This window comes from Streptococcus australis, assembly GCF_901543175.1.
Taxonomy (GTDB): Bacteria; Bacillota; Bacilli; order Lactobacillales; family Streptococcaceae; genus Streptococcus; species Streptococcus australis_A.
In genome coordinates, this window is the sequence record NZ_LR594040.1 from 680,411 (window position 1) to 700,824 (window position 20,414).

Sequence of the window (20,414 nt, forward strand, 5' to 3'; positions counted from 1 at the left end):
TATATTATCGAACTTGGTACTTGTTTGTGTATTCAGAAGGAGGTTATTTTTTAAAATGAAGTAAACGCTTACTTTGTATCAAGGAAAAGAAATGAGGATTTTAATGAACAAAAGACTTTTTGATAAACGTTGTCATTATAGCATTCGTAAATTTGCAATAGGTGCAGCATCTGTAATGATTGGGGCCAGTATATGTGGTATTTCAACTGTACAAGCTGAGGAGGTGGCTTCATCCAATACTCAAACAGAAGAAACAATTGTTCATCAAGCTCAGCCTTTAGATAAGCTTCCCGATGATGTGGCAGCTGCAATCGCAAAGGCTGATGAGAATGGTGGGCGTGAGTTTGTAAAACCAAAAGCTGATTCGACAGAAGACAAAGTGACTAAGGATACGGAACCTACTAGACCTGCTAATGAGGGTAGTCATGAATTGGCTAGACCTAAAGTGGAAACTCCAAACAAAGAAGAAGGAAACAAAGCTGAGAACAAACAGAAACCTGAAGAGACAAATCCAAAGCCTATTGAATCTGCAGCAACAGCTGGAACAGAACTGAAAGAGGATTCTAAAAAAACTTCCGGAAATGACCAGGTAAAAGCAGATACAGAGCGCAAACCTTCTTCTGAAAAATTGCAAGCACTGTCTGGAGAGTCGAACAAAGCCGAAGTTGAAAAAGAAAAACAGCTATTATCGGAGCGAAAACAAGATTTTAATAAAGATTGGTATTTTAAACTAAATGCCCAAGGAGATTTTTCAAAAAAAGATGTGGATGTTCATGATTGGTCTAAATTGAATCTTCCTCATGATTGGAGTATTTATTTTGATTTCGATCACAAGTCTCCCGCACGTAATGAAGGTGGCCAGTTAAATGGTGGAACAGCTTGGTATCGTAAGACTTTCATATTAAATGAAGCAGACAAGAATAAGGATGTTCGTATCAATTTTGATGGGGTTTACATGGATTCAAAGGTCTATGTAAATGGTAAATTTGTAGGACATTATCCAAGTGGATATAATCATTTTTCATATGATATTACAGAATTTTTAAACAAGGATGGTAGTGAAAATTCAATTACTGTTCAAGTGACCAATAAGCAACCAAGTAGTCGTTGGTATTCAGGAAGTGGGATTTATCGTGATGTAACTCTTAGTTATCGTGATAAAGTCCATGTTGCCGAAAATGGTAATCATATCACTACTCCAAAACTTGCTGAGCAGAAAGAAGGGAATGTTGAAACACAGGTTCAAAGTAAGATTAAAAATACGGATAAGAAGGCTGCTAAAGTCTTTGTGGAACAACAAATTTTTACTAAGGAAGGTAAGGTTGTTTCAGAATTAGTGCGCTCTGAAACGAAGAATTTAGCAGAAAATGAAGTTGCAGATTTCAGACAAACAATCCTAGTTAATAAACCAACTCTTTGGACGACAAAAAGTTATCATCCTCAACTGTATGTGCTGAAAACAAAGGTTTATAAAGAAGGTCAACTAGTTGATGTAACAGAAGATACATTTGGTTACCGCTATTTCAATTGGACTGCTAAGGATGGTTTCTCTCTGAATGGTGAACGCATGAAATTCCACGGAGTAAGTATTCACCATGACAATGGAGCCTTGGGTGCAGAAGAGAATTATAAGGCTACTTATCGTAAATTAAAACTCTTGAAAGATATGGGGGTTAACTCTATTCGAACAACCCACAATCCAGCTAGCCCTCAGTTGCTTGATGCTGCGGCTAGTTTAGGTCTTTTGGTTCAAGAGGAAGCTTTTGATACTTGGTATGGTGGCAAGAAGACTTACGACTATGGACGGTTCTTTGATCAAGATGCAACCCATCCTGAAGCTAAGAAGGGTGAGAAGTGGTCTGATTTTGATCTTAGAACAATGGTAGAACGTGATAAGAACAATCCGTCGATCGTCATGTGGTCTCTTGGAAATGAGGTAGAAGAGGCAAATGGTAGTCCTCGCTCTATCGAAACTGCTAAGCGCCTGAAGGCAGTTATCAAAGCGATTGATACTGAACGTTATGTCACCATGGGTGAAAATAAATTTAGTCGTGCAGCGACAGGTGATTTCTTGAAACTTGCAGAAATCATGGATGCTGTGGGGATGAACTATGGTGAACGTTTTTATGATGCGGTTCGTAGTGCTCATCCAGACTGGCTCATTTATGGTTCTGAAACTTCTTCAGCTACTAGAACGCGTGATTCTTATTACAATCCTACTCAAATCCTTGGACATGATAACCGTCTAAATCGTCATTATGAACAATCTGACTATGGTAATGACCGTGTTGGATGGGGAAGAACAGCTACTGAATCATGGACTTTTGACCGTGATCGTGCTGGCTATGCTGGACAATTTATCTGGACAGGAATTGACTATATTGGAGAACCAACTCCATGGCATAACCAAGATAATACACCTGTCAAGAGCTCTTACTTTGGTATCATCGATACGGCTGGTTTACCGAAGAATGATTTTTACCTTTACCGTAGTGAATGGTATAGTGCTAAAGAAAAGCCAACTGTTCGCATTTTACCACATTGGAACTGGACTGAAGAGACCCTTAAGGATCGCAAGATGCGGGTTGATGGAAAGGTTCCGGTTCGTACCTTCTCAAATGCTGCAAGCGTCGAATTGTTCTTAAATGGAGAGTCACTTGGTAAAAAGGAATTTACTAAGAAAACGACAGAAGACGGACGTCCATATCATGAGGGGGCTAAACCAAGTGAATTGTATCTTGAATGGCTTGTGAAATACCAACCAGGCACACTGACTGCGATTGCTCGAGATGAAAAAGGCAACGAAATTGCGCGTGATAGTGTGACAACTGCTGGGGAGCCAGCAAGGGTTCGTCTGACTAAAGAAGAGCATGTTATCACTGCAGATGGAAAAGACCTATCCTACATCCATTACGAAATTGTTGATAGCGAAGGGAATGTGGTTCCGACAGCGAATAATCTTGTTCATTTCAATCTTCATGGTCAAGGACAAATAGTTGGTGTGGATAATGGAGAACAAGCTAGCCGTGAGCGCTACAAAGCTCAAGCAGATGGAACATGGCAAAGACGTGCTTTCAATGGTAAAGGAGTTGTCATTGTAAAATCAACAGAAAAAGAAGGTAAATTTACTCTTTATGCAGATTCTGCTGGTTTAACTTCTGATAGCGCAACGGTCGCAACTGTGTCTGGTAAGAAAGAAAACCGTCACTTTGTAGCCTTTGCTCCTGTAAAAGCAACAACTGATGTGACTACAAATCCTGAATTGCCTCAAACAGTAACAGCTATTTATAGCGACGGTAGTGTTGAGGAAAAGACTGTAACATGGGATGTGCCAGCTGACTTGCTTACAAGCGCAGGTGAGAAAAAAGTATCTGGACGTGTAGAAGGTTTGGAAACCAAAGCTGAGGCACTTGTGAAAGTGATTGCTTTAGATAGATGGTTACCAAAAGTTGCTACAGTACCGGTTGGTACAACTGCAGCTGATTTGGATAAAACGGTCACAGCTGTTCTGACAGATGGTAGTTTGATTGATACAGATGTTGTTTCTTGGACTTTAAAAGATCCTGCTGCTTTAACCAAGGAAGGGGGACGTACGGAGGCTACTGGTAAATTGGTAGATGACGATCGTGAAGTAACTGCAACCTTTATCGCAAGCAGTAAGGAAACAACAAGTAGCATTACAGGACTTACTGTTGGGGATAAAGCTCTTGAGAACTTCGAGTCTGGCAAGACTTATTACCGTGTATCCCTTCCTTACACTGGAACAATTCCAAGTGTTGGAGCTCAGACTACTGGTTATCAAGTAACTGTTCAGCAAGCTTCTGCTGATAATGGTTATCAGGCTTCGGTCTTCTTGAGTGATCAAAAGGGTGACTTGGTTCAAACTTATTTAATTCAGTTTGTGAAGGAAGCTCCTGCCTTGAAACGTTTGGAAGTAGTTGTGGAAGGAAAAGAAACTGCTACTGAAGATCAAGTCTTAACTTATCGTGTCATTGGTAGTTATGAGGATGGTTCACAAACAGAATTCTCAGCATCAGATATTCACTTAGAAGCTAAATCATCTGATGGTGGGCATCTTGAGGTAAATGGTCAGAATCTATTACTCTATACTAAGGGAAGAGTGGCTTTGACACCTCGAATCGATAATCAAACAGAGAAAACAGAATCTGTAACTACTGAAGTGGTGATTAAAGAAAATAAAGTCAGCAAGAAGATTGTGAAACTTCATCCTGTATCTGTTTCTATAGACATTAATCAGCAACCGAATCTACCTAAAGAAGTTGGAGCAGAATTTGATAAGGGATTACCACGCAAAGTATCTGTAACTTGGGACAAGGTAGATGAAAAAGAATTGGGGCATTATCATAGCTTTACGCTTAAAGGACGTGTAGAAGGTACAGATATTGAAGCTCAAGCGACTGTAACAGTTGAAGGATTGCAAGTTGCAGAGGAAATCAGCCTTACTCTTCCTAAGGGTGAGACAGTTCAATTGCCAGCTAATGTGCGTGCTTACCATTCTAACGGAACAACTGTCTACAAAGATGTGGTTTGGGATCAGGTTCCAGCCAACTTTAGTCAAACTGAAGGAGTCTATGAAATCAATGGTCGCTTAATAGGTAGCAATTTGACCACTAAAGCCCATGTTCGAGTGTCTAGCCAAGTTGTTGCTGGAAATAATATCTCTAAACAATGGACAGGTTCGCAATTGCCAGCTGCCATTGTATCCAATACAGGAGGAGATGACTCAGCTAATACCTTGAACGACCTGACTGTGTCAAGAACGCCAACAGACGCTAAAAATAGATGGACTACTTGGAGAACAAATACTGATAATGACTGGGCTTCTATCTTGTTTGGTAATTCAGGAGATTTGACGAAACGTTTTGTCAACAATTTATCAGTTGATTTCTATACTGATGGAGCAATTGGTCTTCCAAAAGAATATGTAGTTGAATATTATGTAGGTAAAGAAATTCCAGATTTACCAAGTGATGTCAGCAATGCTCAGCGTGATAGCAATCATCCATTTAATAATCCAGAAAATTGGAAAGCAGTTGAAAACTTGCATGCTCCAAGTCAGCTATCTGCAACTCAAACAAATCATTTCACATTTGACAAGGTAGAAACTTATGCTGTTCGTATTCGTATGAAGAAAGCAGATGGAACTTCAGGTGTTGGTCTGACAGAACTAACTGTCCTTGGAAATAAGGTAGTAAGCTCTACAAGTTCAGAGATTTCTATCAGGGTAGATGGCAAGGATCTTGAACACTTTAATCCATCTAAGACTGATTACTATATTCCTCAATCTAGCAAACAAATCACTGCAACAGCTAGCAATAATGGTTTGGTAACAGTTGTGCCTGCAACTAGTCCAAAAGGTGCAACACGTCTCATCTTAAAAGCAGAAGATGGTACGGTATTGAAAGAATATCGAATCTTCCGCAATGATGAGAGAGAAACTAGTCAACCGCTTGCTGCAGAAAATGGTGCTAAAATCTTGAATGTTGGAGACAATCTTCAACTTCCTTCAGAGGTAGACGTTTATTACCCAACTTCAACTACTTGGACTACAGAAAAACTTGCAGTGAAGTGGGATGCTATTCCTGAACATGCGACAGAGCATGAGGGAACATTTGAAGTTACCGGTCATGTCATTGGTACAAATCTAACCACTAAAATGCAGGTGACAGTTGTTTCTAAAGGCAATCAAGTCATTTCAGAAAATCCAAACAACAATGAAACTGATTCTAAAGCCTTTGCTTCGATAACGAACGATACACAAGCAGCTTCACATGATAGAATTTTCTATATCAATGATGGAAAATACAATGAAGATGGGCGTTGGACAAACTGGACTCGTACTCCGAAAAATCAAGAAACTTCTGTCGGACTACTCTTTAAGAAGGATGGAAAAATTACTTCTCAATCTATTGGAAAAGTAGCCATTCAGTTCTTTAAAGATAGTGGCACAGATGCCCCAGAGAAAATGGTTCTAGAAAGATATATTGGTCCTGCCTTTACAGAGCCAAGTACGATTTCTCGTTATGAAGAAAATGCTGACCATCCATTCAACAAGGCAGAAAATTGGGCACCAATTCCTTACAAGTCTTCTGGAGAATTAGTGGCTGGTAAACCAATCGAGTTTAACTTTGATCCAGTTCAAACAACAGCTATTCGTGCGCGTATGACTCGTAAGGCTACTACTAATGGTCTAGCACTTGTAGAATTTACAGCCTACTCTGCAGGCAAGGGAGCAGAAGTCGAAACACCATCAGCGACTATTTCGATTGATGGAAAAGCATTGGAAAACTTTGATCCAAATGTGACAGAGTACACCCTAACAACAATGGGATCCAAACCAAAAGTCACTGCGACAACTAGTGGACATGGAGTAGTCACAGTTGTGGATCATGGAAATACAAATCTTCCAACACTTGTTCGTCTTATTTCCAAAGATGGAAATCTGGTGAAAGAATATCGTTTACACTTTAAGTCTACCTTCCAAACAACACCAACAGAAGGCGTTAAGAACTTAGTTGCAGAAGCTCCAAGTTTGGAAATTGAAAAGACTCCACTTCCGTTTAAAGAAGTTGTTCGTGAAACCCCTGCGCTTGCTCAAGGTAAACGTCGTGTAGTTTCTGAAGGACAAGATGGAGAAAAAGTTGACTATATTCAAGTATCAGGAACTACCAGAACTCTTGTTCATACTGAACAAAGAAAAGCTCAAGATCGTATTATTGAGGTAGGAGTAAAACCATCTATTTCAAATAGTAAGGGTGAGGAACCTGCGCCAGTCAACGAAGTTCCAGAATTCAAAGGCGGAGTTAACTTTGTAGAAGCAGCAGTAAACGAAGTTCCAGAATACACAGGAATTCTTGCCACTGTAGGCGACCAAGCCGCTCCGACAGTAGAGAAGCCTGAGTTCAAGGGTGGAGTCAACTCTGTTATGGCCTTGAAACACGAACTCCCAGAGTACACAGGTCCGGTATCAACCGTAGGCGACCAACCAGCACCGACAGTAGAGAAACCTGAATTTAAGGGTGGCGTTAATGCTGTAATGGCTCTAGAACATAAACTTCCAGAGTACCGTGGTGTTCTAGCTACAGTAGGCAATCAACCAGCACCGACAGTAGAAAAACCAGAGTTTAAACTAAGTTCGGTAGAAAAATCTCAGAATCCAGAAGCACCAGTTCAAGTTGCCAAGGAAGGAAAGAGATTACCAGAAACTGGTGAAAAACAGTCAGAAACAGCTATTTTCTTGGCAAGTGTTACCTTGGCCTTGTCAGCAGCCTTATTAACTGCAAAACGCAAAGAGGATTAGTCTATTCGCTTAATACCAGATTAGTAGAAGATAAAAATGAATCGATAAATGTGTCGAAGAGATGGAGAAGACCGATTAGGCCTCTCCGTCTTTACTAGTAAAAATGGGATCGTTTACTTTCGTGTTTGGACGAAAGGAGAGTAGAGGGGCTTTGTCCCCTCTTTTTCTATATGAACGAATAGATTTATGTTCAAGATGCAAGGTGTATAGACTTTATAGTATAATGAATAGAGAGGAAAATAACGATGAAGGTGATTGATCAAACTTTACTAGAAAAAGTCATTGTGGAACGTTCTCATCACAGTCATAAGGGAGATTACGGTCGTCTGCTCTTACTGGGAGGGACCTATCCTTATGGGGGAGCTATTATCATGTCAGCCATTGCAGCTGTTAAAAGTGGGGCTGGTTTGGTGACTGTCGGGACGGATAAGGAGAATATCCCAGCTCTGCACAGCCATTTACCTGAAGCTATGGTCTTTTCTCTTCAAGACCAGCAATTGTTGAAAGAGCAATTGGAGAAGGCAGAAGTTGTCTTAGTGGGGCCTGGTTTACGGGACGATGCTTTTGGAGAATATCTAGTAAAACAAGTCTTTGTTAATTTAAGCCAAAATCAGATTTTGATTGTAGATGGAGGTGCTTTGGGCATCTTAGCAAAAGCTCATTTGTCTATACCTCCTAGTCAGCTCATCCTAACTCCCCACCAAAAGGAATGGGAAAGACTGTCTGGTATTGCGATTGAAAAGCAAAACGAAGCTGCAACGGCTAGTGCCCTGACTTCCTTTCCTCAAGGAACAATTTTGGTGGAGAAAGGTCCAGCGACTCGTATCTGGCAAGCTGGCAAACCTGAATACTATCAATTACAGGTTGGGGGCCCCTATCAAGCAACTGGTGGGATGGGAGATACACTGGCTGGGATGATTGCAGGATTTGCAGGCCAATTCCGACAGGCCAGTCTCTATGAACGTGTGGTGGTAGCGACTCATCTGCACTCAGCCATTGCCCAAGAACTAGCTCAAGAACACTATGTGGTTTTACCAAGTCAGATTAGCTGTGAAATTCCAAAAACAATGAAAAAAATATCCCAAAAAGGCAATTGAAATCTTAATTGCCTTTTTTATGTTTTTACAGTTGATTTATTTTTCTGGTAAGATTTTTAAATACATTAGAACCAGCAACCAACTGCTGAACTTGCGAGAAATTCTCACTTTTAAGGTCTTGATTTTTTATTAAACTCACAAATGAAGCGAGATTGTTATCGAAGTTGAGGGGTGTCAAATCATGCTTTTTTTGATATAATTTTTAATGATGAATGCGAGAAATGATCGGTATGTGGTCGTTGATTTAGAGGCGACCAGCACCGGAAGCAAGGCAAAAATTATTCAAGTAGGCATTGTGGTGATTGAGAATGGCGAAATTGTCGATCAGTATGCGACTGATGTCAATCCCCATGAACCCTTGGATTCTCATATCAAAGAATTAACAGGTCTGACCGATCAGCGTTTGGCTGCGGCACCAGAGTTTTCTCAGGTGGCTGGAAAAATTTTTGAATTGGTTAAGGACGGTGTTTTTGTTGCGCATAATGTTCAATTTGATGCCAACCTCCTTGCGGAATTTCTTTTTTTTGAAGGATATGAATTGCGTACACCGCGGGTGGATACTGTTGAGCTAGCCCAAGTTCTATATCCTCAGTTTGAAAAGTATAACCTAGGTATCCTTTGTCAAGAGTTGGGAATTGAACTAGAACAGGCCCATACTGCCCTGTCTGATGCTCAGGCAACAGCAGAACTCTTGCTCTACATGCGTCAAAAACTCTTTGAGCTACCTAAAGGGCTCTTAGAAAGCTTGTTAGATCTTGCAGATAACCTTCTCTACGAAAGCTATCTGGTGATTGAGGAGGTCTATCAGCAACAATCACTCCTGTCTTCACCAGAATTGATGGAACTACATGGGCTTTTCCTGAAAAAGGAAAGCAAAGCCTTAACCCCACGCAAATTATCCGAAGATTTTGCTAAAAACATTTCCTTATTGGGACTGGAGGAGCGTCCGCAACAGTTGGAATTTGCGGAGAAGGTTGAGCAATTATTGGAAGAGCACCAGACTTCCTTTATCCAAGCTCAAACGGGACTGGGCAAGACTTACGGATATCTCCTTCCAGCTTTGAATTTGAAGAGTGATGCAGGGATTTTAGTGAGTGTTCCGACCAAGATTCTTCAAAATCAGATTATGCAAGAAGAAGGTCAGCGTTTAAAAGAGGTTTTCCATCTGGAGATTCATAGTCTAAAGGGTCCTCAAAATTATTTAAAACTGGATGCCTTTCACCGAGTTCTCCATCGATCTGAGCCCAATCGCCTTTTCACACGCTTTAAAATGCAACTGCTCATCTGGCTTACGGAGACAGAGACTGGTGACTTGGACGAAATCGGGCAACTTTATCGCTATCAGCACTTTCTACCTGAACTAGTCCACGATGGCAAGCTTTCAAAGAAAAGTTTATTTGCTACAGAGGATTTTTGGAAACGAGGGCAGGACAAGGCCAAGACCAGTCGCGTCCTCTTGACCAATCATGCCTATCTGGTCACTCGCTTGGAGGACAATCCAGAGTTTGTCGACAACCGTTTGGTGATCTTGGATGAAGCTCAAAAAATGCTGTTAGCTCTTGAAAATCTAGCCCAGCAGGCTTATCGCCTTGAGGATCTTGTTACTCAAATTGAAAAGTCCTTGGAGACAGAGGAAGATTTGATTCAGAAACGTTTGCTTGAGAGTATAGGTTTTGAATGTCGTTACTTGATAGAGCACTACCAGTCAGGCCTTAAGAATGGAAAGTGGTTGGATTCTCTCGAACAGTTGCGCCAACATTTTTCAGAGTTAGGTCTCCCAGAGTACAGAGAGATTGCAAACTTTTTCACGTCGGACCGTGAATTTTGGCTTGCTACAGCAGAGAAATCGAGCAAGGATGTCTTGATTTGTTCAAGCAAAAACGGTCGCTTTATACTAGCAGACTTATTGCCAGAAGATTGTAGACTTCTAGGAGTATCTGCCACTCTTGAAATCAGCAATCGGGTTTCCTTAGCAGATCTATTGGGATTTCCAGGTGTTCCGCTTGTTAGACTTGATGTAGCAAAGCAGGAGCAACAAGAAGTCTTTCTAATCGATGACTTTCCCCTTGTGACAGAAGTTTCACCTTTTGACTATGCTAATGAAGTGGCCTCTGTTATCCGAAGGTTACAAGCCTTTCAAGAACCCTTATTGGTTTTGTTTACCTCAAAAGAAATGTTGCTGGCAGTTTCAGACTTGCTAGACCAACCTCATCTGGCTCAGTACAAAAATGGGGAACCAAGCCAACTGAAAAAACGTTTTGAAAAAGGCGAACGCCAGATCTTGCTTGGAACAGGTAGTTTCTGGGAAGGAGTTGACTTTTCTACCCATCCATTTGTAATCCAAGTGATTCCGAGATTGCCTTTCCAAAATCCCCAAGAACCTTTAACCAAAAAATTAAACCAAGAACTACGTCGTGAAGGAAAAAATCCCTTCTATGATTATCAATTGCCGATGGCTATTATTCGGCTAAAACAAGCCTTAGGTCGTACTGTTAGACGGCCTGACCAAGGTTCGGTTGCTGTAATCTTAGACAGTCGTGTTGTCAGCAAGCGCTATGGCAAACAAATCGCCCAAACCTTGTCAAAAGAAAGAACGGTTCGGGTTCTTGCTAGAGATCAGCTAGGGTCTGCAGTAGCAGATTTTCTACAATCCCGTCGCAATAGAATGAAAGAAAAATCCAAGAAAGAGAAAAGGTAAAAAATATGAAACGTTCCTTCGACTCTCGAGTCGACTATAGTCTTCTTCTACCAGTATTTTGTCTACTGGTGATTGGAGTAGTGGCTATTTATATAGCAGTTAGCCATGACTATCCCAATAATGTACTTCCAATTCTAGGTCAACAAATCGCCTGGATTGCTTTAGGGCTTGTCATTGGCTTTGTCGTCATGTTCTTCAATACCGAGTTTTTATGGAAGGTGACTCCCTATCTTTATGTCTTAGGTTTGGCTTTGATGGTTCTCCCCCTTGTTTTTTACAATCCGAGTTTAGTAGCTTCTACGGGTGCTAAAAACTGGGTGTCAATTGGAGGGACAACACTTTTTCAACCATCTGAGTTCATGAAGATTTCCTATATCTTGATATTGGCTCGAGTCATTGTACAATTCACTCAAAAACACAAGGAATGGCGACGAACTATTCCCTTGGATTTCCTATTGATTGGTTGGATGATTGCCTTTACCATCCCAGTCTTGATCCTTCTAGCCCTACAAAGTGACTTGGGGACTGCCTTGGTCTTCGTAGCTATTTTTGCAGGCATGGTCCTCCTTTCAGGTGTTTCGTGGAAGATTATCATTCCAGTTTTTGCTACAGGAGTGACTGCAGTAGCAGGCTTCTTAGCGATTTTTATCAGTAAAGATGGACGTGCTTTCTTGCATCAGATTGGGATGCCGACCTACCAGATTAACCGTATTTTGGCTTGGCTCAATCCCTTCGACTTTGCACAAACAACGACTTACCAACAGGCGCAGGGGCAAATTGCTATTGGAAGTGGTGGCTTGTTTGGACAAGGGTTCAATGTGTCCAATCTCCTCATTCCAGTACGTGAGAGTGATATGATTTTCACAGTGATTGCTGAAGATTTTGGTTTCATTGGTTCAGTCTTTGTCATTGCTTTATACTTACTTCTTATTTATCGGATGTTGAAGATTACGCTCAGATCAAATAACCAGTTCTACACCTACATCTCGACTGGATTTATCATGATGTTGCTCTTCCATATTTTTGAAAATATCGGTGCCGTGACAGGCTTACTTCCTTTGACAGGGATTCCCTTACCATTCATTTCTCAAGGGGGTTCCGCAATTATTAGTAACCTCATCGGTGTCGGTCTCCTCTTGTCTATGAGTTACCAGACTAATCTAGCAGAAGAGAAAAGTGGAAAAGTTCCATTCAAACGAAAGAAAGTCGTCCTAAAACAAATCAAATAAGGAGGCCACTATGGCAAAAGTTGCAGTTATCTTAGCAAATGGCTTTGAAGAAATCGAAGCCTTGACAGTAGTCGATGTCTTGCGTCGAGCAAACATTTCTTGTGATATGGTAGGATTTGAGGAGCAGGTGACAGGATCACATGACATTCAGGTAAAAGCCGATCGTGTCTTTGATGGTGATTTATCCGACTATGACTTGCTCGTTCTTCCAGGTGGCATGCCTGGATCAGCAAATCTACGGGATAATCAAGCCCTCATTTCTGAGATTCAAGCCTTTAACCAAGAGGGAAAGAAGATCTCGGCTATCTGTGCAGCCCCAATCGCCCTCCATCAAGCAGGTGTTTTAAAAGACAAGCGTTTTACCTGTTATGATGGTGTTCAGGCGCAAATTACTAACGGGATTTACCAAAAGGAAACAGTTGTTGTGGATGGTAATCTAATAACCAGCCGAGGACCGTCAACTGCACTTGCCTTTGCCTATGAATTGGTGGAGCAGTTGGGAGGAGATGCTGAAAGTTTACGAGTTGGCATGCTCTATCGAGATGTCTTTGGAAATCAGCAATAAAACGAGAGGTAAACTCTCGTTTTTTACTTGGAAAAATCTAGGAAATCATCGCTTTTTTCATAAAAAAATGGTATAATGAAGGGTATGAAATATCACGACTACATATGGGATTTAGGTGGTACCCTATTGGACAATTACGAGACTTCTACAGCTGCTTTTGTAGAAACCTTGGCCCAATATGGAATTGAGCAAGAACACGACCGTGTTTACGAAGCCTTGAAGGTTTCGACAGCTTTTGCCATTGAGAAATTTGCCCCAGATATCGAGGATTTTTTAGAGAACTACAAAGAAAATGAAGCACGTGAGCTAGAGCACCCAGTTTTGTTTGAGGGAATTCCAGAGTTACTCAAAGACATCTCTGATAAAGGTGGACGTCATTTCTTGGTTTCTCATCGAAATGACCAAGTTCTGGAACTTCTTTCTAAGACTCGAATAGCCAACTACTTCACCGAAGTAGTGACTGCCAGTTCAGGTTTTAAACGAAAACCAGATCCTGAGTCCATGATTTATTTACGTGATAAATATCATATTACATCCGGTTTGGTCATCGGAGACAGAAACATTGATGTAGAAGCAGGTAAAGCTGCAGGCCTAGATGCCTATCTTTTTGACAATGTTGCAACATTGAGACGATCAATAGACATGTAAGAAAAAGGAAAAAAATGACAGAAGAAATCAAAAACCAACAGGCACAGGATTATGATGCCAGTCAAATTCAAGTTTTAGAAGGTCTGGAAGCCGTTCGTATGCGTCCAGGTATGTATATCGGATCGACTGCTAAAGAGGGGCTTCACCACCTAGTCTGGGAAATTGTTGATAACTCTATTGACGAGGCCTTGGCTGGATTTGCCAGTCACATCCAAGTCTTTATCGAACCAGATGATTCCATTACTGTTGTGGATGACGGTCGTGGAATTCCTGTTGATATTCAAGAAAAGACGGGACGTCCTGCTGTTGAGACAGTCTTTACGGTTCTTCATGCTGGAGGAAAATTCGGCGGTGGCGGATATAAGGTATCAGGTGGTCTCCACGGAGTGGGTTCATCAGTAGTAAACGCTCTTTCAACGCAACTAGATGTCTATGTTCATAAAAATGGCAAAATTCATTACCAAGAATACCGTCGTGGTCATGTTGTTGCTGATCTTGAGGTCGTTGGAGATACAGATAAAACAGGAACAACAGTTCACTTCACACCCGACCCAGAGATTTTTACAGAAACAACGACTTTTGACTTTGAAAAATTAAACAAACGTGTTCAAGAATTAGCCTTTTTGAATCGAGGACTTCGAATCTCCATCACAGACAAGCGTGAAGGTCTCGAACAAACCAAGCATTACCATTATGAGGGTGGGATTGCTAGCTACGTTGAGTATATCAACGAGAATAAGGATGTGATCTTTGATACGCCAATCTACACAGACGGTGAGATGGATGATATCACAGTTGAAGTAGCCATGCAGTACACAACTGGTTACCACGAAAATGTCATGAGTTTCGCCAATAACATTCATACCCATGAAGGTGGAACACATGAGCAAGGTTTCCGTACGGCTCTGACTCGTGTTATCAATGATTATGCCCGCAAGAATAAACTGCTAAAAGACAATGAAGATAACCTGACAGGAGAAGATGTCCGTGAAGGATTGACTGCAGTGATCTCTGTCAAGCATCCAAATCCGCAGTTTGAAGGACAAACCAAGACCAAACTGGGAAATAGCGAAGTAGTTAAGATCACCAATCGTCTTTTTAGCGATGCCTTTTCTGATTTTCTCATGGAGAATCCGCAGATTGCCAAGCGCATCGTGGAAAAAGGGATTTTGGCTGCCAAGGCTCGTGTAGCTGCCAAGCGTGCGCGTGAAGTCACTCGTAAGAAATCAGGCTTGGAAATTTCCAATTTACCAGGGAAATTAGCAGACTGTTCTTCAAACAATCCCGCTGAAACCGAACTCTTCATCGTCGAAGGAGACTCAGCTGGTGGATCAGCTAAATCAGGTCGTAACCGTGAATTCCAGGCTATCTTACCAATTCGTGGTAAGATCTTGAACGTTGAAAAAGCTAGCATGGATAAAATTCTTGCCAACGAAGAAATTCGGAGCCTTTTCACTGCCATGGGAACAGGTTTTGGGGCAGAATTTGATGTTACTAAGGCTCGTTACCAAAAACTCGTTTTGATGACTGATGCCGATGTCGATGGAGCCCACATTCGAACCCTCTTACTGACTCTGATTTACCGCTACATGAAACCAATCCTAGAGGCTGGTTATGTCTACATTGCCCAACCACCGATTTATGGGGTTAAAGTTGGAAGTGAGATCAAAGAATACATTCAGCCAGGTGCGGATCAAGAAATTAAACTCCAAGAAGCCTTAGCACGTCATAGTGAAGGGCGCTCAAAACCAACCATCCAACGATATAAAGGTCTGGGAGAAATGGATGACCACCAATTGTGGGAAACCACCATGGATCCAGAACATCGCTTGATGGCGCGTGTTTCAGTAGATGATGCAGCAGAAGCTGATAAAATCTTTGATATGTTGATGGGGGATCGAGTAGAACCTCGTCGTGAATTTATCGAAGAAAATGCTGTTTACAGTACACTTGACGTCTAAAAATTGTGGGAAATAGTTCCCTTGGTTTAAAAAATATGATATAATCATTACGATTGTTTCTAGTATAAAAGGAGTTTGATATGTCTAATGGACAACTAATTTATCTAATGGTTGCGATTGCAGTCATTTTGATTTTGGCTTATGTAGCGGCAATCTTCCTACGTAAGCGTAATGTAAGTAGATTGACGGCCCTCGAAGAAAGAAAAGAAGAACTCTACAACCTCCCAGTTAATGATGAGGTTGAAGCCGTTAAAAACATGCACTTGATTGGTCAAAGTCAGGTAACCTTCCGTGAATGGAATCAAAAATGGGTCGATTTATCTCTTAACTCATTTGCTGATATTGAAAATAACCTGTTTGAAGCTGAAAGCTACAACAATTCTTTCCGTTTCTTTAAGGCAACACACAAAATTGATCAAATTGAGAGCCAAATCGACTTAATCGAAGAAGACATTGCAGCTATTCGCAATGCCCTCTCAGAACTTGAAAAACAAGAGTCTAAGAATAGCGGACGTGTTCTGCATGCTTTGGACTTATTTGAAAGTCTGCAACATACGGTAGCAGAAAATTCAGAACAGTATGGTGTGGCGCTACCTGAAATTGAGAAGCAATTGGAAATGATTCAGTCGGAATTCTCTCAATTTGTAACATTGAACTCTTCAGGTGACCCAGTTGAAGCTGCAGCAATTCTTGATTCAACTGAAAATCATATTCTCGCTTTGACACATATCGTTGAACGAATTCCAGCTCTTGTTGAAACCTTGACAAAGGAACTGCCAGGACAATTGGAAGATTTGGAGGAAGGCTACCGTAAACTCTTAGATGCTAACTTCCACTTTACTGAAACGGACATTGAGTCACGCTTCCAACTTTTACATGAATCCTTGAAAAATAATCAAGAAAACATCCGCCAGTTGGAATTGGACAATGCGGAGTATGAAAATACACAAATCCAAGAAGAGATTAATGCGCTCTACGATATTTTCACGCGTGAAATTGCTGCTCAAAAAGTCGTTGAAAGTCTTCTTTCAACGCTTCCAACCTATCTCAATCACCTGAAAGAAAACAACCAAGTTCTTGTTCAAGATCTTGAACGCTTAAATAAAACCTATCTTCTTCCAGAAAGTGATGGAAATCATGTTCGCCGTCTTCAAGCAGAATTGGCAGCACTTGATACAGCTATCTTAGAGGTAACAGAGGATCAAGGTGAGCCAACTCAAGCCTTCTCTGTTCTTCAAGAACAGATGGAAATGCTGCAAAGCAACCTTAAGGATATTGAAGATGAGCAAATCTCTGTGAGCGAACGACTTGCCAAAATTGAAAAAGACGACCTCAATGCTCGTCAAAAAGCAAATATTTATGTGAATCGTTTGCATACCATTAAACGATACATGGAGAAGAGAAACTTGCCAGGTATTCCTCAAAGTTTCTTGAAACTCTTCTTTACTGCAAGTCACAACACAGAGGATTTGATGGCAGAGTTAGAGCAACCACAAGTGAATATTGAATCCGTTAAACGAATTCTTGAAGTCGCAACCAATGATATGGAAGCACTTGAAACAGAAACATATGACATCGTTAAATATGCAACATTGACGGAGCAACTCTTGCAATACTCAAACCGTTACCGTTCATTTGATGAACGTATCCAAGATGCTTTCAATGAAGCTCTTGAAATTTTTGAGAAAGATTTTGACTATAAAACATCATTTGAAAAGATTTCGCAGGCCTTGGAAGTTGCAGAGCCAGGAGTTACAAATCGCTTTGTTTCTTCTTATGAAAAAACACGTGAAGCGATTCGCTTCTAATACCTGAAAAGCTTAGATCATCTAGGCTTTTTATTATTTCTTTCAAAAATAGAAGAATATCGATTTATCATTGAAATTATAGTTCTGATTTGATATGATGGAGGTATGAAGAAAAATAGAGAGAAGCGTGTTTCCCACGATAAAAAGAGAAATGTATTACTTGTTTTAGTCGGTATTTTAAGTCTTGCTATGATCTGCCTAGGTGGCGTGATTGGGTACAAGATTTTGCAGAAACAATCCTATGAACAAAAAATTGAAGCCTTAAAAAACGAAAAAGACCAACAGTTCAACGCAGGCAGTCAGAAAGACCATTTCCGAAAAGGTCAAGCTGAGGTGTTTGCCTACTACCCTCTTCAAGGGGAGGAAGTCATTGCACCTGTTAGGGAAAAAATCAACCAGGATATTAAAGAAAAGCTGGAAGATAAAGAGGATTTGGTCTTTTATTATACCGAGCAATTGGATCCTGTTTTAAAGGGAGTTGTGGCTCGTAATATCAGTAAGCAAGTCTACGATTTGTCTGCAAGAAAGGTTGAAGAAAAAGAAAATACTTCTTTGGGGAAAGTTTACTTGACAGAAGATGGTAAACTTTTTACTCTTAGTCAACTCTTCAAGGATGCAAGCAAGGCTAAGGAACTCCTACTGAGTCAAATCAAATCAACTCTAGAAGATAAGAAACTTGACCAGACAAAAATTGATCAGGTCCTAAAAAACTTTACAGACCAAGATTTGTCGTCATGGAGCTTTGATTATAAAGATAGTCAAATCATCCTTTATCCTGCTGACCTAGGGGAGACTCTGGAGGAAATTGCTCTACCAATATCCAGTTTCTTTGATGTCTTGGAGTCCTCTTATCTTTTAGAAAAGGATGCTGAACTCTATCAAGCTTACTTTGCTCAGAAAAATAAAAAAGTTGTAGCCTTGACCTTTGATGATGGACCAAATCCAGCTACAACTACACAAGCTTTGGATACATTGGCTAAGTACAATGTAAAGGCGACCTTCTTTGTACTTGGTAAAAATATTGCTGGCAATGAAGATCTTCTGAAACGAATGAAATCAGAAGGGCATGTTGTGGGAAACCATAGCTGGAATCATCCTGTTCTTTCAAAATTGACTCTTGAAGATGCTAAAAAGCAAATTACGGATACAGAAGATTCCTTGACCAAGGTCTTAGGTTCGAGTTCTAAACTCATGCGCCCGCCTTATGGTGCCATTACAGATGATATCCGTAATAGTCTGGACTTGAGCTTTATCATGTGGAATGTGGATAGTTTGGACTGGAAGAGTAAGAATGAGACAGCCATTTTAACAGAGATTCAGCATCAAGTTCGTAATGGATCCATTGTTCTTATGCATGATATTCATGGCGCTACGGTTAATGCTCTTCCAAAGATTATAGAATATCTGAAAGAGCAAGGTTATACATTTGTGACGATTCCGGAAATGCTCAACTCTCGCTTGAAAGCTCACGAAATGTATTATGACCGTGATCAATAATTATTAAAATCTAAAGGAGCAAGTGTTCTGTTAATCTGGCTTTGTTTCTTTAGATTTTCTTCACATAGAAAGGAAAAATGATGAAAGCTTATACCCTTAATAACGGAGTTTCAATCCCAGTTTTAGGATTTGGAACATGGAAAGCTGAAAATGGAGAAGTGGCCTACCAAGCTGTTTTAGACGCCTTGAAAGCTGGCTACCGCCATATCGATACTGCAGCTATCTACAAAAATGAGGAGAGTGTTGGTCGCGCTATTCGGGATAGCGATATTCCACGCCAAGAAATCTTTGTAACGACCAAACTCTGGAATAGCAATCACAGCTATGAAGAAGCTCGCCAAGCTTTTGAGCAATCAATGGAAAAACTGGGATTGGACTATTTAGATTTGTACCTTATCCATTGGCCAAATCCAAAACCACTAAGAGAAAATGACGCGTGGAAAACTCGTAATGCTGAAGTCTGGAGAGCGATGGAGGACCTTTACCAAGAAGGCAAAATCCGTGCTATCGGAGTTAGTAATTTCCTTCCCAAGCATTTGGATGCCTTGCTTGAGACAGCAAGAATCATTCCTGCAGTCAATCAGGTGCGCTTGGCCCCTGGAGTTTATCAAGAGGAAGTGGTTACCTATTGTAGAGAGAAGGGAATTCTCCTAGAGGCCTGGGGACCTTTTGGGCAAGGAGAGTTGTTTGACAAGAAAGAAGTCCAAGAAATTGCTGCAAAGCATGGGAAATCAGTGGCTCAAGTCGCCTTGGCATGGAGTTTGGCAGAAGGTTTCTTGCCTCTACCTAAGTCAGTGACAGCCTCTCGCATCCAGAGCAATCTTGACTGTTTTGGGATTGAACTCAGCAAAGAAGAACGAGAAATCTTGAAGAAAATCTCGGTGACTTCTGGTGCACCACGTGTGGATGAGATGGATTTTTAGAAAGTAAGAAAAAGAATTGTAAATTTCGTGCCTTTCTGATATAATATTCAACAGGAAAGAAAGTCTTATGGCGTTCTTCAAGCGAGCTTGGGACAGTGGGAGCCAAGTAGAACAAGGTAAGAAACTGGCGCTTTCTGTCGTATTTTTTAAAAACAATGAAGTAATAAATTAGGGTGGAACCGCGTTTCAACGCCCCTAGTCGCAAGGCTTGGGTGTTAAAATTCGGTTCTTTTTGAATTTCGTCAAACACCCAAGAGGAAAGGAACATAATGATTAAAGGATCTTGTTTATGTAAAGCAGTCACCTACACTTTAGATGAAGAATTGTCGGAAATAGTTTTTTGCCATTGCTCATTCTGTCGGAAAGCAACTGCGTCGGCCTACACAGTTAATGCCAAAGTTAGCAGCAAAAATCTGGTATTGTATGGAAAAGAGAATTTGGTTAGCTATAGTTCATCTCCAGGGAAACAACGTTATTACTGCCAGAACTGTCACAGTCAAATTTTCACTGCTCAAGAAAATATACCAGAAGTCTGTGCTTTGAAATTAGGAACAATAGATGAATGCGATCAGAATTTACAAACGGTTCCCAAACGTCATATTTTTCAGGACCCAGCTTTTTCTTGGCTGCTTGATGAATAAATCTAAAAAGATAATATAAATTAAAG

Annotated in this window: 11 protein-coding genes; all 11 read left to right on the forward strand. The window is 40.8% G+C overall.

Annotated features, from left to right (window positions below; translation table 11 throughout):
- Window positions 1–103 precede the first annotated feature (103 nt).
- The 11 genes from FGK98_RS03330 to FGK98_RS03380 all read left to right on the forward strand — a co-directional run bounded on the left by FGK98_RS03330 (window position 104) and on the right by FGK98_RS03380 (window position 20,388).
- Window positions 104–7,321, forward strand: coding sequence for an SIALI-17 repeat-containing surface protein (locus FGK98_RS03330; RefSeq protein WP_138100011.1), 7,218 nt, complete (start codon window positions 104–106; stop codon window positions 7,319–7,321).
- A 245-nt stretch (window positions 7,322–7,566) separates the two neighbouring features.
- Window positions 7,567–8,418: an NAD(P)H-hydrate dehydratase gene (locus tag FGK98_RS03335; RefSeq protein ID WP_138100012.1), complete on the forward strand. Its 852-nt coding sequence runs from the start codon at window positions 7,567–7,569 to the stop codon at window positions 8,416–8,418.
- Window positions 8,419–8,626: 208 nt separating this feature from the next.
- Window positions 8,627–11,116, forward strand: coding sequence for a bifunctional DnaQ family exonuclease/ATP-dependent helicase (locus FGK98_RS03340; RefSeq protein WP_455164704.1), 2,490 nt, complete (start codon window positions 8,627–8,629; stop codon window positions 11,114–11,116).
- 5 nt (window positions 11,117–11,121) lie between these two features.
- Window positions 11,122–12,345: an FtsW/RodA/SpoVE family cell cycle protein gene (locus tag FGK98_RS03345; protein ID WP_138100014.1), complete on the forward strand. Its 1,224-nt coding sequence runs from the start codon at window positions 11,122–11,124 to the stop codon at window positions 12,343–12,345.
- 10 nt (window positions 12,346–12,355) lie between these two features.
- The gene (locus FGK98_RS03350; RefSeq protein ID WP_138100015.1) at window positions 12,356–12,910 is read left to right on the forward strand and encodes a DJ-1 family glyoxalase III; all 555 of its coding nucleotides are present in this window, start codon (window positions 12,356–12,358) and stop codon (window positions 12,908–12,910) included.
- 84 nt (window positions 12,911–12,994) lie between these two features.
- Window positions 12,995–13,558, forward strand: a complete 564-nt coding sequence (locus FGK98_RS03355; RefSeq protein WP_347233053.1) for an HAD-IA family hydrolase — start codon at window positions 12,995–12,997, stop codon at window positions 13,556–13,558.
- A 14-nt stretch (window positions 13,559–13,572) separates the two neighbouring features.
- Window positions 13,573–15,519 (forward strand): DNA topoisomerase (ATP-hydrolyzing) subunit B, encoded by a 1,947-nt coding sequence (gene gyrB, locus FGK98_RS03360; protein ID WP_138100017.1) that lies wholly within the window; start codon window positions 13,573–13,575, stop codon window positions 15,517–15,519.
- An 80-nt stretch (window positions 15,520–15,599) separates the two neighbouring features.
- Window positions 15,600–17,327 carry a septation ring formation regulator EzrA gene (gene ezrA, locus FGK98_RS03365; protein ID WP_138100018.1) on the forward strand — a complete coding sequence of 576 codons (1,728 nt, stop codon included), beginning with the start codon at window positions 15,600–15,602 and terminating at the stop codon, window positions 17,325–17,327.
- 105 nt (window positions 17,328–17,432) lie between these two features.
- Window positions 17,433–18,824, forward strand: coding sequence for a peptidoglycan-N-acetylglucosamine deacetylase PgdA (pgdA, locus tag FGK98_RS03370; RefSeq protein ID WP_138100019.1), 1,392 nt, complete (start codon window positions 17,433–17,435; stop codon window positions 18,822–18,824).
- Window positions 18,825–18,904: 80 nt separating this feature from the next.
- A complete protein-coding gene (locus FGK98_RS03375; protein WP_138101026.1) occupies window positions 18,905–19,747 on the forward strand; it encodes an aldo/keto reductase in 843 nt (280 codons plus the stop codon).
- A 269-nt stretch (window positions 19,748–20,016) separates the two neighbouring features.
- Window positions 20,017–20,388: a GFA family protein gene (locus FGK98_RS03380; RefSeq protein ID WP_138100020.1), complete on the forward strand. Its 372-nt coding sequence runs from the start codon at window positions 20,017–20,019 to the stop codon at window positions 20,386–20,388.
- Window positions 20,389–20,414 lie beyond the last annotated feature (26 nt).

What these genes read in the sequence shown, in the direction of transcription:
- FGK98_RS03330 (WP_138100011.1), top strand. Translation starts at nt 104, where the DNA reads ATGAACAAAAGACTTTTTGATAAACGTTGTCATTATAGCATTCGTAAA.
- FGK98_RS03335 (WP_138100012.1), top strand. Translation starts at nt 7,567, where the DNA reads ATGAAGGTGATTGATCAAACTTTACTAGAAAAAGTCATTGTGGAACGT.
- FGK98_RS03340 (WP_455164704.1), top strand. Translation starts at nt 8,627, where the DNA reads ATGAATGCGAGAAATGATCGGTATGTGGTCGTTGATTTAGAGGCGACC.
- FGK98_RS03345 (WP_138100014.1), top strand. Translation starts at nt 11,122, where the DNA reads ATGAAACGTTCCTTCGACTCTCGAGTCGACTATAGTCTTCTTCTACCA.
- FGK98_RS03350 (WP_138100015.1), top strand. Translation starts at nt 12,356, where the DNA reads ATGGCAAAAGTTGCAGTTATCTTAGCAAATGGCTTTGAAGAAATCGAA.
- FGK98_RS03355 (WP_347233053.1), top strand. Translation starts at nt 12,995, where the DNA reads ATGAAATATCACGACTACATATGGGATTTAGGTGGTACCCTATTGGAC.
- gyrB (WP_138100017.1), top strand. Translation starts at nt 13,573, where the DNA reads ATGACAGAAGAAATCAAAAACCAACAGGCACAGGATTATGATGCCAGT.
- ezrA (WP_138100018.1), top strand. Translation starts at nt 15,600, where the DNA reads ATGTCTAATGGACAACTAATTTATCTAATGGTTGCGATTGCAGTCATT.
- pgdA (WP_138100019.1), top strand. Translation starts at nt 17,433, where the DNA reads ATGAAGAAAAATAGAGAGAAGCGTGTTTCCCACGATAAAAAGAGAAAT.
- FGK98_RS03375 (WP_138101026.1), top strand. Translation starts at nt 18,905, where the DNA reads ATGAAAGCTTATACCCTTAATAACGGAGTTTCAATCCCAGTTTTAGGA.
- FGK98_RS03380 (WP_138100020.1), top strand. Translation starts at nt 20,017, where the DNA reads ATGATTAAAGGATCTTGTTTATGTAAAGCAGTCACCTACACTTTAGAT.